Origin of the sequence: Bacteroides salyersiae WAL 10018 = DSM 18765 = JCM 12988 (genome assembly GCF_000381365.1) — a bacterium.
GTDB classification, from domain to species: Bacteria; Bacteroidota; Bacteroidia; order Bacteroidales; family Bacteroidaceae; genus Bacteroides; species Bacteroides salyersiae.
The window spans coordinates 1463313-1479703 of sequence record NZ_KB905466.1 but is presented as its reverse complement, the minus strand read 5'-3'; the positions used below and the strand labels follow the sequence as shown (position 1 = coordinate 1479703).

The 16391-nt window shown below is 39.0% G+C and carries 6 protein-coding genes and 1 pseudogene; 6 read left to right on the top strand and 1 reads right to left on the bottom strand.

Translation table 11 applies throughout. The features are described 5' to 3' along the window. Positions 1-18: 18 nt before the first annotated feature. Complete coding sequence (locus tag HMPREF1532_RS05595) at positions 19-4020, bottom strand: hybrid sensor histidine kinase/response regulator transcription factor (protein ID WP_244266404.1); 4002 nt, start codon at positions 4018-4020, stop codon at positions 19-21. A gap of 1043 nt (positions 4021-5063) precedes the next feature. Here HMPREF1532_RS05595 and HMPREF1532_RS05590 point away from each other — a divergent pair. From HMPREF1532_RS05590 to HMPREF1532_RS05565, 6 genes and pseudogenes are all read left to right on the top strand, one after another. Further along, a complete protein-coding gene (locus tag HMPREF1532_RS05590) occupies positions 5064-6119 on the top strand; it encodes a T9SS type A sorting domain-containing protein (RefSeq protein ID WP_044093560.1) in 1056 nt (351 codons plus the stop codon). 120 nt (positions 6120-6239) lie between these two features. After that, positions 6240-8795 carry a LamG-like jellyroll fold domain-containing protein gene (locus HMPREF1532_RS05585; protein WP_005926046.1) on the top strand — a complete coding sequence of 852 codons (2556 nt, stop codon included), beginning with the start codon at positions 6240-6242 and terminating at the stop codon, positions 8793-8795. Between the two features lie 11 nt (positions 8796-8806). Beyond that, positions 8807-12094 (top strand): SusC/RagA family TonB-linked outer membrane protein, encoded by a 3288-nt coding sequence (locus HMPREF1532_RS05580; protein WP_005926043.1) that lies wholly within the window; start codon positions 8807-8809, stop codon positions 12092-12094. Between the two features lie 15 nt (positions 12095-12109). After that, on the top strand, positions 12110-14017 hold the full coding sequence (locus HMPREF1532_RS05575; protein ID WP_005926039.1) for a RagB/SusD family nutrient uptake outer membrane protein: 1908 nt from the start codon (positions 12110-12112) through the stop codon (positions 14015-14017). Positions 14018-14194: 177 nt separating this feature from the next. After that, positions 14195-14377: pseudogene (locus HMPREF1532_RS05570) on the top strand (hypothetical protein); the annotation flags it as partial. Positions 14378-14420: 43 nt separating this feature from the next. Beyond that, positions 14421-16385, top strand: coding sequence for a family 20 glycosylhydrolase (locus HMPREF1532_RS05565; RefSeq protein ID WP_005926033.1), 1965 nt, complete (start codon positions 14421-14423; stop codon positions 16383-16385). The last annotated feature ends 6 nt before the right edge of the window (positions 16386-16391 follow it).

The following is a 16391-nucleotide window of genomic DNA, read 5'->3' as shown; positions in this document are numbered from 1 at the left end:
ACTCCCAACTCCTAACTCTTAACTTCCTGCTTCTAACTCCTGTTTCTGATTTTCTTCTCTGTATTTAGATGGGGTACAACCTACCATTTTTTTGAAGAATGTGCTAAAATAACGTTGGCTGCTAAACCCTACCGCTTCTGATATTTCGAGCATATTGCAATCTGTTTCACGTAGCATTTGAAGGGCTTTTTCTATACGGAAATTATTGATGCAGTCGTTGATACCCACATAATTTACTGCTTTTACTCTGTTGTAGAGCGTGGTTCGCGACATGCCCATTTTGTCTGCTATAAAATCTACGTCCAATTGGTTGTTGCTTAGATTCTCTATGATAATATTATTTAGTTTGAAGAGAAATCTTTCGTCCGCATTACTCGGTTCTTCTTCTATATTTGGATAGGAGGATATACTACTCACATAGTTACGATAGTGTTTTTGTAATATCTTACGATTTTTCAATAAATTGCGTACTATAACTATTAATTCATCTACTTCAAAAGGTTTGGTAAGATAGATATCAGCTCCCGATTTATAGCCGGATGCTGTACTTTCCATGTCCGTTCGCGCAGTGAGTAGCACCACGGGAATGAAACAGGTTTTTTCTTGCCTTTTTATTTGTTGACATAGTTCCAGACCATCGCCTTGTTGCATCATGATATCGCTGACAATGATATCGGGTAATTTTTGTGTGGCAATGTTGAATGCATCTTCTCCGTTGTTGGCTGTATATACTTTTTGGAAGTGCTCCTTCAAGGCCTCTTTGAGAAAGTTGGACAGTTCAATATTATCTTCTACTATTAGTATTGAATAGTTGCGTGTGTCGAAATTCTCTTCCTCTTGGGATGGTTTTTGTTCTTGTCTTTCTCTGTCGGAAAAACGGAGCACATCGTTGAGTGATATATTGACGGACTGTTCAGAAGGATTTTTTTTATCTTCTCTTTCGGGCAATTCGAAGCAGAAAGTGGCCCCTGTTTTCTCATTATTATAGGCTTCGATCTTTCCTCCTTGCAGTTCCACCAGTACTTTCACATAGGATAGCCCGATGCCGCTTCCTTCTTTTGAGTCTTTTCCCTGATAGAAGCGTACAAAAAGCTGTTTTATGTCTTCTTCGTCCAGTCCGATACCTTCATCGATGACGGAAATACGTATGTTTCCCTTTTCTTTTTGCGTTGTTAATGTCACGGAATTTCCTTCCGGAGTGAATTTTAATGCATTTGCTAATAGATTGGATACTATCATTTCACATTTGCTGGTATCAAATGTCCATTCTTTAATACGGTTGTCAAAATTATATAGGAGACGTACATTCTTGTTGGCATATTCATTTGTGAAACTCCCGGCGATTTCTTCCAACCAATTGTTGAACGTACAAGTGGAAAGATGTAATACTTTCTGCCCCATTTCTATGCGACGTACATCAAGTACCATTTCAATCAGATTTTTCATACGTCTGACTTGCCGGCAGATACTTTCCAGTTGTTCTTTTAGTTTATTGTCGGTTATTGCCTCTTTATTAAGCAGACGTTTGAGCGGTGCATATATAAGCATAAGGGGTGTTCTCAACTCATGGCTCATATTGATGAGGAAACGTATTTTTTCTTCATTCATATTTTGCTTGTGTTCTTTCAGCTCCCATTGCAGTTTACGCTCTTTTTTCCGGTTGTAATAAGTCACATAACCTATGCAGATAATGATAAAGAGAATAATCAGTGCCAGTTTCAGATAAGGACTTTGCCACCATGGAGTGGGGATTTCCAGATTTAATATAGGTGTCATTTCTGTCCAGCTACCATCTCTGTTACTGCACGAAACGGATACTTCATAATGACCGGGAGATAGTGAATAGAGAGCCAAAGAAGGAGCATACGATTCGATATCGCGTGCCAAACCGGAAATGTGAAACCGGTATATTCTCCGTCGAAATACATCCTCTTCATTTCTTATCAGTTTGATGATAAGTGAGGTGTAATGATAGGGAATGGTCAATTTGCCTGTTGCTGAGACTTGATTGGTGATGGTTGCTCCATTCAGTTCTATATCCATTAATTTTATGGTGGGAATATTGCCGTCTTTAAACGGGTAATTTTTGCAAATACGCAATAAGCCGTTTACTCCGCATTGGTAAATGTCTCCCGATTGTGATATGGGAACGTTGGTATACATATATTCATTGGCTAAAGCCCCGTCGTTTTCGTCGAAGATGGTAAATCGTTTATCCGATATGGAATAAGCGAACAGCATGTTTCGGGCACCGATCCAAATTCGGTCTGTAGGATCATAAACGGTTGTTCTGGCTTCACTGAACAGAGACGTCTCGATTTTTTCAGCAGATTTATTGTGACGGTTGTATCTTAGTAACCCGCGATTGGTTGCTATCCAGAAATCTCCTTGCGAATCGCAGCAGACACAGTTGATAGTGATATTGAAATCGGAATAATAGATCGGTGACAGTGTTTGGGTGCGGTTGTTCAGACAAAAAATATTTTTAACTCCATAAAGGTAGGTGATGGAGTCGTTTGAGGCAATAACTTTAAGATTACTGATTGGAGTGTCTGTATCTTTGCGTATTTGTGTCATCTGTACAGGGGTAAGCCGGGCTGTTTTCAGGTCATAAATATATACTTGTTCTGCCAGTATGTAATATTTTCCGGGAGAAAATTGATATATGTTGATAGCTATTCCCATGGAATTGATTTGCTCTCTGAGATTCGGGCTTATAAAGTTGCACGGACGGCAGAGGCCTGTTCTTTTGTTGAAGAAATAGAGTCCTTTCCCATAAAAGGAGGCGATCAGTTCTTCTGAATTATATCCTGCTATCGATACTACTTTCTCTTTGCTGCATGAGGGGTAATGCTTAAATATATTTTCAGTTTGGTTTAGCCGGTTGATACCTCCGCCATCTGTCCCGATATACATAAAACCGTCTTCCTCATACAAGCATAAGGTTATTTTATTACTCAGACCATAAAGGTTGTTTAAAGGTACATCTTGAAAGGTGTGCATGTATACTTCGCGAATATTCAACAGTCCGTTTCGGATGGTACCGGCCCATAGGTTTTGTGAATGATCCACATACAGGCTTTTTATTGAATTGCTGGGCAGTGAGTTGTTGTTTCCGCTTTGCTGTTCGATGGTGCGAAAGGTACGGTCTGCGAGATTTAAACGCGCAATGCCACCTCCGTCGGTAGCTATCCACAGTTCGTCTTTGTAAATGAGCATGTCAAGTATAATGTCATTGCACAAATCGGAATTTTGTGTGGAATAGCGGGCGATTTCTTGGCCGTTTACATCATAACATATCATACCTTCACCATAAGGTGATAACCATAAGTTTTTTTGTTTGTCAATAAAATAAGAACTTATATGTTGTTTTTTGCAAGAGGTGAAAGGGGTTAATTGGTGGCTGTCTGTGTGGTAGAGATAAACACCTTTCCATTGGGTGCCTACCACATACGTATTTTTTTTCCAAGGTTTGATATATTTAAAATAGTCATTAATTGCTTTGCCTTTATTAATAATGGGGAGACTGTGCAATTGGCGATCGGCATAGCTGTATATCCACAGTCCTGTTCCTGCAAATAATATTCCGTCCGTCAGCAGACAAGCGGCCTTTGCTTGTACAGGGGCATTGTTATGATAGATCAAAGTGAAATTATCTTCTCCCCGGTTGTAAATTGCCAATCCTTCCTGAGTACCTATCCATAGATTGAGCAGGGAGTCTTCTTTTAGAAAGCAGATATCATTGTCTGGTAATGAATTAGGAGAATATGAATCATAAAAGTAATTTTTAAGTTCATACTGATCAAAACGATTCAATCCCATTTGAGTACCAATCCAGATGATTCCTTTGTAATCCTTGAGTACGCAGTTGACCGTTGTCTGTGATAGCCCTTCTTGTAGGGATAGTTGTTTGAAATAATAATCAGGAAAAGCGTGTAAGGAAGAAACGGAGCATTGCATCAATAGAACACATCCGACAAACCGGCATAAACTGGTTAGTACGTTTCCATAGTTTTTCATAATCGTTTTTTTGATTAGTGTAGACAAAATTAAAACAAATGTGACAGATAAACAAAGGGTATGGGAAAATAATGTCTTTTTGAAGCAAAGATAACGGGGGGTAGTTATTAACATTGTTAATCTATTTCTTTAACTATAAAATTAATGAATACAATAATATATACTTTTATCATGCAAAAGTATATACTGTTATTGTATAAAGAAACGTTATTAACACAAGCTTAAGTGTATACTTTTGCAATAGTAATAAATTTACTTGTTTAATTATTGAATATGAGTATGTTATGGTGGTATTGTTATAGCGATTTATTTTATTGTAATCATTCTCTATTACCAAGTTTCTGTAATTTTAATTGTGATTTAAATAAGTATAAATAGACGGTGTGCTTTATTGTCTCCGGTGTTTAAAATTGTTTATTATGTTTGAAGTTGTTTCAAGTACTAGGTGTTTAGGATTACCAGAGAAGAGACCGCTAAAGTCGGTAGAAACGGATTTGTTGTTACAAAAGTGATGCTTGGAGTAGATGAACATAGTAGGATATCACGAATCAATATAAAAGAAAGATTGTGCAAAATTTTATTTCTAAGAAAGATAATTTTAATCTTATATCGAATTCAAGTTAAATATAATAATGCTTCAAAAAACGAATATTTTATGTGATTTTGCGTTGATGTCCTATTATTCTAACACGCATTTGAAGACAAAAGAGACGAACAGAAAGCATACTACATAAATAATTGCAAATATATGTAATGGATACTGTATATCCTTTACTTTATATGTGTATATATTCATTTGTCTTGGTATCATGAGTTGTTAAACCGGGCTATTTTCAAAATCAATCATATATTTTCAAAAATCGTTCAAAACTCCTATACATGCGTTGTTTGGTACATTTTTGGAATAACAAACAGCCGTTTTTGAACATTAATTTGTATTTAATCATCTATGTTTGCACCAATAAAAATCGAATTATTATATAATATGATAATTTGATTGATGTTACATCAATGTTTTATTTATTAACTTTAATTTTATTATTATGAAAAGAAGTTTACTTTTGGTTTCAACTGTTTGTCTTTTTTCGTTAGGTGCAACAGCTCAGAATTATGCTCCTGCTGCATGGACATTTAGTAAGCAACAGCAGGGTAGCGCAGCAGGATTATTCATTAAAGAAATGGCTTCTACGAACTGGAACTGTAAAGCTCCTTTCCGTTTAGGAGACGCCTTAGATGGTTCTATCGGGTTGGCATGCGCTGTGGGTGGTGATGTGACAGGACCGGGAAGTGATTTGTATGCTAATGTAACTGATGCAGATAAAGCTGTGTTTGAAGAGTTTTATAAAGCATGTCAGATTGTAGATGGTGGTGAGTTAGGCAATTTGTTCTGCTATCAAGGTAGTGCTTCTACCATGTCTGACCCCAGAGCTGTAAAGAATAGCAAGGCAATGCCTAATGCTACTATGTTCTGGCTTTCAAATACAGATATTCCTTTGGCAGCAAATTACCGTGTTTCTATGGGATATCGGGTTATTGCAAATTCAGGGAATAATGCAATGAAATTGACTTTGGCTACTTCTGCTTATGATGGAATAGATAATGGTACTGATTTGGCTAACGGGACTTATCGCGAATTGGAACTACCTTTCTATGCTGACTTTAATGACTATTGGAGTACTGCTACCATGGATATAACTATTGCAGATAATACAGATCCTAACTATAAAGAGTTGCCTTTGGTAATAAAGATGTGGTTAGGTAGTGGTATTGAAAATGCGATTGTATTGTTTAGTGATATAAAACTGGAGAAAATAGAAACAATTGATAATAAGTATGTTCCGGGGAAAATAGAAGATGTGGAGTGGAATGATTCTCCAACCGGAATAAGCTATAAGATAGCTGACCAGAACGCTGTTGTTTGGGCATCTAACGGTGAAATTACGGTGGTAGATGCAAAATCTCCTATTCAGGTTTATTCAGTTTCAGGAAAATTGGTTTCCTTCAAATCTCCTATTTCAAGTGTAACAACAATTCCTGTAGCTCAAAAGGGAGTTTATATTGTTAAGATCGGAGAAAGTTGTAGAAAAATAGTGTTGTAATTTTGAGAAATTTAAGAAGCGAATCTTTACAACTTCATAGCAGGGGTCAAGATTCGTTTCTTTTTTTGTTAATCATGTATTTAATGATCTAAATTGATTAGTATGGTTTTAAAAAAAGTTATGTTAGCATGCATTTTGGGATGCTTCTTTTTAAACTCTTTTTCGCAAACAACCAATTATGCGATAAATAATGATGGCACTGGTTTTGTTCAAACGTCAACCATTATAAATGAGTTGAACGGACTGGCGGAAGCTACCGTACAAATATGGATTAAACCAGTAGAATGGGTGAAAGGTGCTCAGCTTTATAATCAAAGTAATCTGATTATGGAATTGGGAGAAAACCGGTCGCTGATTGTAAAAGCCGGGACTTCTTCTGTTACTTGTACTCCGGAAATTGCACTGAATACCTGGTCGCAATTGACCATGGTATACGATAATGGTACAGTAAAGTTATATGTAAATAATGAACTGAAAGAGACAACAGGCACATTACCGGCAATTTTACCGGATGCAGTGCATACTTGTTATATTGGTAAGAACTTTAAAGGGCAAATAGATGAAATACGTGTTTGGAAGAAAGCATTGGAACAGAAAGACTTTTTTTGGAACAATACGTTGAATAAGTTTAATCCTAATTATGATACATTGGTCTCTTATTGGAAATGCGATCAGGAACAATGTGAGAATTTAGTTGATTACCAATTTGCTCATCATGGAATTATTAATAATTTACAGCGCGTGGTTGTTGAAGATAATGCTGTGATGCGCTATCGTATCGTGACCGGATATACGAATCTGATGCGTTTTACAGACCGGGGTAATATTAATCGGGATATGTTTCTAATGACCAATGATTTGATTCTGCTTTCTGCTAAAGTACAGCAAGACGGATCTTTGTTTCCAGAATACCCGGATAACTCTGCCGTTCCTGTAAATGTATCTTATTTGGACGAATTTGAGGGACATAAGGGAGTGATGGATTTTCATGGAATAGGGTCTAAGATGGTAGCAGAAGATGGTCGTGCACCTTTTGATCCAACTGAACGATTTGGTTGTGGTACTCCTAACGTTGCCACTGTCTCGGGTTGGATTTATATTGATAAATGGGTAGAAGGTGCTGGAATATTTTCTAATTATCAGGACGAAGATAATTGTATGATTATTAAATTGGGACAAGAGACTAATAAAGAGATTGTTGTTGATTTTTGCGGAACTATAGCTACTCTGAAGAATCAAGTGGAAGTTGGAAAATGGCATTATTTGAGTGTTTGTTTTAAACCATCCGAAGGAGAAATAACAGGTCGTAGATTCAATCCGATTTTTATAAGTGTTGATTATGTAATACATGATAAGATTTCCAGTAAAACCGTAGAACTTAGTGGTAAAGATATGACAATAAAAGTGGTACCGGTATTTGCAAATAGCACAATAACGTTAGGAGATAATCTGGATGGAAAACTGGATGAGGTTATGGTTTGGGGAAGTGACCGTTCCGGATCGGCGAAGAATGATGCTGAAAACGGTTATCAATGGAATATCGGAAGTTGGAATAATATTTTCTTAAATGCCTATTGGAAAGGGGATGACCCTGAAAATATAGGTAAGGATTCTCAGAGCTATATTGGTATGATCGAATTTATCCGTAATTATTATGCCGGACATCGTGGTATGAAAATTCGTATGGGTATTATTTATCCGGATGGAGAAAAATGGAAATGGGGTGTTTTGAATAAAGAGGAATATCTGGATAATATGATTAATGATGCAAAAAAGCTATTGACATATTGTGATGGTTTGGATGTTGATTTGGAATGGATGTACAGTTCGTCTGATTGGACTATCTATAACCACGTCGTAAAACGTCTGATTGACGAAGTCATGGCAGGTCATAGAGATACAAAAACATTTTCTTGTTCATTGCATAAAGTGTCTTATGGTGGATTTGATAAAGCAATGATAAATGATGTTGATTTCTTTACCTTCCAACTCTATGGACCTAATAAAGAGACTTATTATTGGGAGTATTATCCGGAAGCCTACAATTGGTTTATAAATTACGGATTTCCTAAAGATAAGATTTTGATGTCTTGTGGAGTATTGCTCGTTAATAATGGCGAGGAAGGCTATAAAGATCTGTTTGAAAAATACGGAATGAATGATAGTAATTTTGATCCGGCTTTGAATTCATGGGATTGTGATGGTATTGTCAAGTATTATAATGGGGTGAATCAAACGAAACGTAAGCAAGAGTTTATTATAGAAAAAGATTGTCGTGGAACAATGTACTTTGATATGGGGAATGATCAACCTGTCAGTGATTATAAGAGTTTGATACGTGCACAAAATGATGTACTTGCATCCAATGTGGATACATTGATTACGAATGTGGATTTGGGACCGGTAGGAATACAGAATATGGAAAAGAAAGGTCAAACTGAAACATTTTCATTTTATCTCAGTCCATCCGGTAATCAGATAACTTTAACTCTTTCCGTAGAAGAGGATGCAGGAAATGCTTTCTGTGAGATTTGTACAATAGATGGTAAGGTTGTAATGCAAGAGTGTCTGAATGCCGTTACAAATGTAATTCCGTTATCTTTGACAAAGGGGACTTATTTGATACAAGTACGTACCCATAATGGAAATTACACACAAAAAATACATATTAATTAAATCTTAATATTATGGAAAGAAAAACACAGGGACGCATCTTAGCGTTGTTTTGTTTGTTATTTCTTCCTGCTTTGGCTTTTTCACAGATAATGGTGAAAGGAACAGTGAAAGCAGAAGACGGCTTTGGAATGCCGGGAGCCAATGTACTACTGAAAGGTTCTACAAATGGCACTATCACTGATGTGGATGGTAACTACAGCATATCTGTTCCATCCGAAAAATCGGTACTGGTTTATAGTTTCATCGGTATGTCTACGCAGGAAATAACCGTGGGTAAGCAACGCACTATTGACGTTGTTCTGAAAGATGACAGTGAGATGTTGGATGAGGTGGTAGTGGTAGGCTATGGTACTATGAAGAAAAGTGACTTGACGGGTGCCGTTTCTTCCTATCGTCCCGATGAAAAGGAAGTTGGTAAAATAGCTTCTATCGATAACATGTTGCAAGGTAAGATTGCCGGGCTTTCGATCGGAGCTTCTATCGATGCTCCGGGTGCTGCTTCGTCGGTAACGATTCGTGGTGCCAATTCATTGCGTGGAGATAACCAGCCTTTGTATGTTATCGATAATATTCCCCAAGCTTCTACTGGGGAATTTGCAAATTCCGGTAATGACGGTACTTTTACCATTGCAACCAATGCATTGAGCTCTTTGAATCCGGCCGATATTGAAAGTATCGAAGTGTTGAAAGACGCTTCGGCTACTGCAATTTATGGTTCTCGTGGTGCGAACGGGGTTATCTTGATTACTACCAAGAAAGGTAAGTCGGGAAAGACGACTGTGGGAGTATCGGCTAACTTTACGGTTGCTAATGCTGCCAATTTGCTGGATTTGATGAGTCTTGAGGAATATGCTCAATATCGTTTGGTATATGGTGGAGGTTATAAAAAGGATGACAACGGGGATTGGAACTTATGGAAGATAAATAAGGAAACAGGCGAAAATGAATGGAACGATGCTTTCCAGTTCTTTTTACAAGATGGCGGTGTGTACAGGAAAAATGGTGAAAACTCTAAGTTGAAAGAGAAGTGGACGCTGTTGAATCCGATAGATTGGCAGAAAGAGATATATAGTACTGCTTTCTCACAGAATTATTCAGTTACACTAAATGGTGGTTCTGAGAAAACAACTTATTTTGCTTCGGCTTCTTATAAGGATATTGAAGGATTAGTGGAAGGCACTGGCCTGAAACAAGGTGACTTTCGCTTGAATTTGAATTCTACGCTTGCCAAGAATATCACAATGGCAATTTCTGTGAATGGGTCTATCAAACAGAATGATATGATGTCCGGTGGTAATACGACTGGTGGTGCTACAGGTTCTATCTCGAATGTGGCTCTGTCGAGTGCGCCTTATGTTAAATCACAGGAAGAAATGGAACTGACGACTCCGAATCTTGCCGACCGGGCCACGGTTTGGACATGGGTGGAAGACTATGACGACACTACTATTGAGAAAACGTTCCGTGGATCATTGGATTTGAATTGGAAAATATTCAAGTTTTTATCTTATAACCTACGTGCCGGTGGTAATATCTCTATTCAAGACCGTGATCGTTGGTTCAACATTACGCTTTATACCGGTTCTGCACAGAACGGTTATATTACTCAGTCGGATTTTAACCGTAGCAACTATTCGGTAGAGAACGTGTTCCAGTTTAATCACGAGGTAAAGGGCATTGTAGATATTAATGCTACGGCCGGTATTACGTATGATACCTACCGTTCGCTAAATACACTGACTGTCGGAAATGATTTTAATAATTATAGTTTCCGTTCAAATGGCATGCATATGGCCGGCAATGTGGAATATAAACAACCGGCTCAACGGGATTATCAACTGTTGTCTTTTCTGGCACGTGCCAATTTGAGCTTTTTGCAAGGGCGCTATTTACTGACGGCATCTATTCGTGGTGATGGTTCCAGTAAGTTTAAAAAAGGTAACCAATGGGCATACTTCCCTGCCGCAACAGTTGCATGGCGTCTGGAACAGGAAGAGTTCATAAAAGACCATTCATGGATTAATCAATTAAAGTTACGTGCCGGTTACGGTGAAACGGGTTCTCAATCTATTGACCCGTACAGCACATTCTCAAGCTATGGTACGCAATTTACAAATACGCCGCAGGGGGCGGAAAAACCGGCACAAGGAGCAACCGGTAGTGGTGATAAATTGATAGGACTTGTAGTAGACAAAATGGAAAATGATGGACTGAAATGGGAACGAACTGTTTCTTATAATGTCGGAGTTGACTTTTCCTTTTTTCAGGATCGTATCGGAGGTACTGTTGATTTATATTCCAAAAAGACGAAAGATTTGCTGATACAGCGTGACTTGCCACCTTCAACAGGTTATAAATCAATGACAATCAATCAGGGAAGTTTGCGTAACAACGGTTTGGAGGTTTCGTTGCATGGAGATATTATTCGTACGAAGGACTTTACTTGGTCGCTTTCCGGTAATATAGCTTTCAATCGGCCTGAAATTCTGGATTTCGGATTACCGGAGGAAGAATGGGGAACCGGACAAAATTGGAAGGCCTATATGGGAAACAGTTTGGGTGATCACTTCGGTGAAGCGAATATATTTATTGCCGGAAAAGCTCCCGGTTTGTTTTATGGCTATCAGACGGATGGAATTATTCAGGAGAATGATCCTTATATAAAACAGATAGATGCGACAAAATCTATAGGAACGGTAAAGGCCGGTAACTTGAAGTTTGTAGATCAGAACGGTGACGGCGCTATTAATGAAAAAGATCGGGTCATTCTGGGAGATCCGAATCCGGACTTTACTTATGGATTCCAGACTGATTTCAGATGGAAAGACTTATCACTTTCTATGGCATTTACCGGTGTACAGGGGAATGATATTTTAAATACGAATGCACGTTATTCTATCTTGCCGTCTAACTCCACCAGTATGATTTATAAAAGCTCTTTTGAAAAAATGTGGAGAAACGATAATCCGTGGATAGGGGAATATCATGGAAATGAAATGCCTTCACCAAGTGCGGTCACTCCTAAGGTCATAATGGACAGATATGTGGAGGATGGAAGTTATCTGCGTTGTTCGGACATTACATTGGGATACAATCTGCCGAAAAATCTGGTTTCAAAGATTGGGTTTAATAGCATTGGGATTTATGCATCAGTGAAAAATGCGTTTATAATAACCAATTACTCCGGTTATGATCCTGAAGTAAACAGCTTCGCTTTTGACGGAACGCGTCCGGGTATCGATACGAGTTCTATGCCTCATACCCGTTCGTTTATTTTTGGACTTAATGTTTCATTCTAATATTCTGGTTTGATTATGAAAAGAATCAATATAATTTATCTGTTTTTAATGTTGGCTGTTTTCGGGTCTTGTTTGGACGAGGATCCGAAGTATACTACAAATTCTAAAGTGGTATACAGTGACGAACAGTCAGCACAAATGGCTCTGACCGGAATTTATGGTCTGATGGCTGTACAAGGATCCTTTGCACAATTGCTTCCTGAGATTAATACCGAGGCTTCCGGCTTGTGCTGGACTTCTTATAATACCTCCGATAACCGTTGCCAGTATACTGCAGGAGCTATTCCTACTGAAAATGAATTTAATAATCTTGTATGGGGTGCGCTTTATCAGGCTATTGCGAACTGTAATATTTTTATAAAGGCATGTGAAGACAGTGAAAGTGCTGATTGGAGTACGAAAGCCAATATGGTGGCCCAGGCTAAGTTTATGCGGGGAGTATGTTACTATGTTCTTTATTCTTTTTATGGAGGAGTACCTTTACGGTTAGAACCGTCTGATCGGGAAAGTTTGGCGATATCACGTGCTACCCGGCAACAGACAATCGACCAAATTATAAAGGATTGGACAGAGGCTGCTGTTGATTTGGATGAAACTTCTTCTTTGGCAAGTAATAAGCCTACTGCTCCTAATAAATATTCGGCATATGCTTATCTGGCAAAACTTTATTGGGTAATGGGATGTAATGCCTGGGCTGCTGAAAACGGTGACTATTGGGCTACGGGTATTCTGAAACAAACATGGCCGGAAATGCAGGCCAGTACTGTTTATTTTAAGAAGGCGAAGGAATATGGTGACTTGGTGTTGGATAAAAGTGATTTTGACCTTGAACCGGATTTTAATACTTTATATAATGGTACACGTCTCAGCTTTTCTAAAGAATTTGTCTTCGTAATCGATGCTACTAAAAATACGACAGAGAATGTAGGATACAATTCACTACATTGGACATTTTCTCCTCAGAACTCTTCTCAGGGGGAAACTTGGGGACGTTCGCAACCTAATAAATCTTTTTATGACTGGGCGCATGGCACTTATCAGGATGATCCACGCTTGAAAGTCACTTTCATTTCTAAATGGGTGAAGTATGTTAATAAAATGCCGTCGGACGAGTGGCAGGCTGCTTATCCGTATGTGATGAAATCTTTTAATGATACGGTTTGGGTAGATTCGATTGTCAGACCGGGAAGACCTCCTATAAAGGTGCCGGTAGTAACAACTCACAGAGAATTGGTAGATTCTATCGATTATATCAATGGCGGATATGAGGATCCGACGAATCCGAAAGTGGAAGAACTGGATTCTTTGTTACAGGAAGCGTATTGCAAGACGAAAGGACCGTCTGATTGGAACATCAATGACTGGCCTTATTTTGGGAAGTATATGACTAACGATTGTTCCGGACGTTATGCTAATAACAATCTATATGTATATCGTTTTGCTGATTTCCTTTTACTGATGGCAGATGTTGAGAATGAGTTGGGGAATACTGGTACTGCTGTGTCTTTGGTAAACAGGGTTTTGTCGCGTGCACGTGCTTCGGTGAAACCGGCATCCACTTATCCGAAAGATTTATCGGCCGGCTTGTCGAAAGAGGCAGTGAGGGAATATATTTTCCATGAACGTCTTTTCGAATTGGCAGCAGAGTTTGACGGGTTTACGGACACAAGAAGGAGAGGTATTGAATGGCGCAAGAAACTGCTTGAACGTAATAATAATCACCATATAACTTCTGCTTGTTATCATTATGGCCTTGAAAATGGGTATGCTGCTCCGTGGAGAGAGTATTGGTATCCGAGTGATGGAGAAGAGGATTGGAATAGTTATCTGGTACGTAATCAGTTGATTCCTATTCCACAAATGGAATTGACCACCAATGATATGATTTCTATTAATGACCAGAATCCGGGATATAGTAAATGAGGATAGATAGAGATGATAGAGTGAAGCCATAAGGTGGATTTTTTTGATAGGTTTTTATAAATAAATCTTGGAGGTGGTGGGCAATAATGATAAAATAATCGTATATTGTCCACCGTTTCTTTTATGAGAATATAAGTTATGATAAGAAGATTGACTATACAACAACTACTAACATGGGATGGCAAACAATGGACGAAATGTGATGTAAGTGGAGAATTTAGTAATATCATGCACAATCCTTTGCCTCGGTTTGTACGTTGGCAGAAACAATCTGCACGTTATTTGAAATTGGAGCCACTGACAGAAATCAATGGAAAACAATTGGTTACCGTAGGAGAGATCGGTATTCTGACCGAATAATTATAGTCGTTTGTATTTGATAGCCCCTTAAAAAATGGAAAGTATGATTTGTAGAAAATGGAGTCTGTTGCTATTGTGTTTGGTGATGAGCGCCAAGCTGATGGCTTCTTTTTCCGGAAAACCATTTGTGGTTCCGGAACTGAAAGAGTGGAAGCCCGCCCAGGGAAGCATGACCTTAGGCAGCAGAACAAGAATTGTGTATGACGCGAAGCAGCCGGAGTTACTCCGTATAGCCGAACTGATGGCCGATGATTGTTTCAGGTTGTTTCAGCGGAAGCCGGAGGTTGTATCCGGCAAGGCAAAAAACGGTGATATCGTATTGGCATTGAAGCCGGATAAGCATCTGGGTAGAGAGGGATATTCCATTAAAATATCCGATAAAATATTTTTGTCGGCTTCCCAGACAGAAGGTGTGTACTGGGGAACCCGTACCTTGTTGCAAATGGCTGAACAAAATGAAAACGGTTGTTTGCCCAAAGGAGAAATTCGTGACTATCCCGATTATTCCTTACGTGGCTTTATGCTCGATTGCGGTCGGAAGTTTATCCCGATATCTTATTTGCAGGATTTGGTAAAGATCATGTCCTACTATAAGATGAATACATTACAGATTCATTTGAATGACAATGGTTTCAAGCAGTATTTCGAGCATGATTGGAGTAAGACTTATTCGGCATTCCGTCTGGAGTCGGAAACGTATCCGGGATTGGCTGCCTATGATGGGTTTTATACTAAAAAGGAGTTTATTGATTTGCAGAAACAGGCGATGGAGTTAGGGGTGGAGATTATCCCGGAAATCGATGTTCCGGCTCATTCGTTGGCTTTCACGCAGTATACCCCAAGGATAGGCAGTAAAAAATATGGTATGGATCATCTGGATTTGTTTGCTCCCGAAACATATCCTTTTATCGATGCTCTTTTTAAAGAGTATCTGGAAGGTGATGAACCGGTATTCTGCGGAAAGCGCGTACACATCGGTACGGATGAATACTCGAATGAAACGCAGGAATTGGTGGAGAAGTTTCGTGAGTTTACGGATCACTATATCGATCTGGTAGAAGGATATGGGAAACAGGCTTGCGTATGGGGAGCATTGACCCATGCCAAGGGGACTACTCCCGTGAAGTCGGAAAATGTAATTATGAATTTATGGAATCCCGGTTTTGCCGATCCTCAAGAGATGATTTCGGAAGGATATCAATTGATTAGTATGAATGACCAGTCGGTATATATTGTGCCGGGAGCATCCTACTATCACGATTATCTGGAAGAAGAAAAGTTGTATAATGAGTGGACTCCTGCCGTTATCGGAAAAAGTGTATTTGAAGAAAAGCATCCGTCCATTCTCGGAGGAATGTTTGCTCTATGGAATGATCATGTGGGTAATGGTATTACGGTGAAAGATATTCATTACCGGGCTTTTCCTGCCTTACAGACATTGGCAGTGAAGATGTGGACGGGTAAGAATCCGACGTTGCCTTATGCTGTGTTTGATGAGGCTCGTGCCGCATTAAGTGAGGCACCGGGAGTGAATCGGTTGGGTAGAGCCGGGAAGCCGGGGACTTTAGTTTATCAGAAATCGGATGTTCCGGCAGGAAGTGAAAATGGTTTAACTGAAATCGGGTATGATTATATGGTGAACTTTGATTTGGCCGGCAGGGAAGAGACTCCGGGCACCATACTTTTCCGTTCTCCGGAAGCTGTCTTTTATCTGGCCGACCCAGTGAAAGGATTGGTTGGGTTTGCACGTGACGGCTATTTGGATACCTTTAGATACAAAGTGCGTGAAGGTGAGAAAGTGAATGTACAGATAGAAGGTACGCCTCATTCGACAACACTTAAAGTGGATGGAAAGCTGATTGACCGGTTGAATACCCGGAAACTTTATTATAACTGCGGAAAAGATTCCATGCCGTATTTCCGCACACTTGTTTTTCCGTTGCAAAAAGCCGGTGATTTTAAGAGTCGCGTTGAGAATCTGAAAGTTTATAATTATTGTAAGGAATAGAATTGT

Bases quoted from the DNA above. Each gene is read 5' to 3' on its own strand.
- HMPREF1532_RS05585 (WP_005926046.1), top strand. From the start codon at position 6,240: ATGTTAGCATGCATTTTGGGATGCTTCTTTTTAAACTCTTTTTCGCAA.
- HMPREF1532_RS05595 (WP_244266404.1), bottom strand. From the start codon at position 4,020: ATGAAAAACTATGGAAACGTACTAACCAGTTTATGCCGGTTTGTCGGA.
- HMPREF1532_RS05590 (WP_044093560.1), top strand. From the start codon at position 5,064: ATGAAAAGAAGTTTACTTTTGGTTTCAACTGTTTGTCTTTTTTCGTTA.
- HMPREF1532_RS05575 (WP_005926039.1), top strand. From the start codon at position 12,110: ATGAAAAGAATCAATATAATTTATCTGTTTTTAATGTTGGCTGTTTTC.
- HMPREF1532_RS05565 (WP_005926033.1), top strand. From the start codon at position 14,421: ATGATTTGTAGAAAATGGAGTCTGTTGCTATTGTGTTTGGTGATGAGC.
- HMPREF1532_RS05580 (WP_005926043.1), top strand. From the start codon at position 8,807: ATGGAAAGAAAAACACAGGGACGCATCTTAGCGTTGTTTTGTTTGTTA.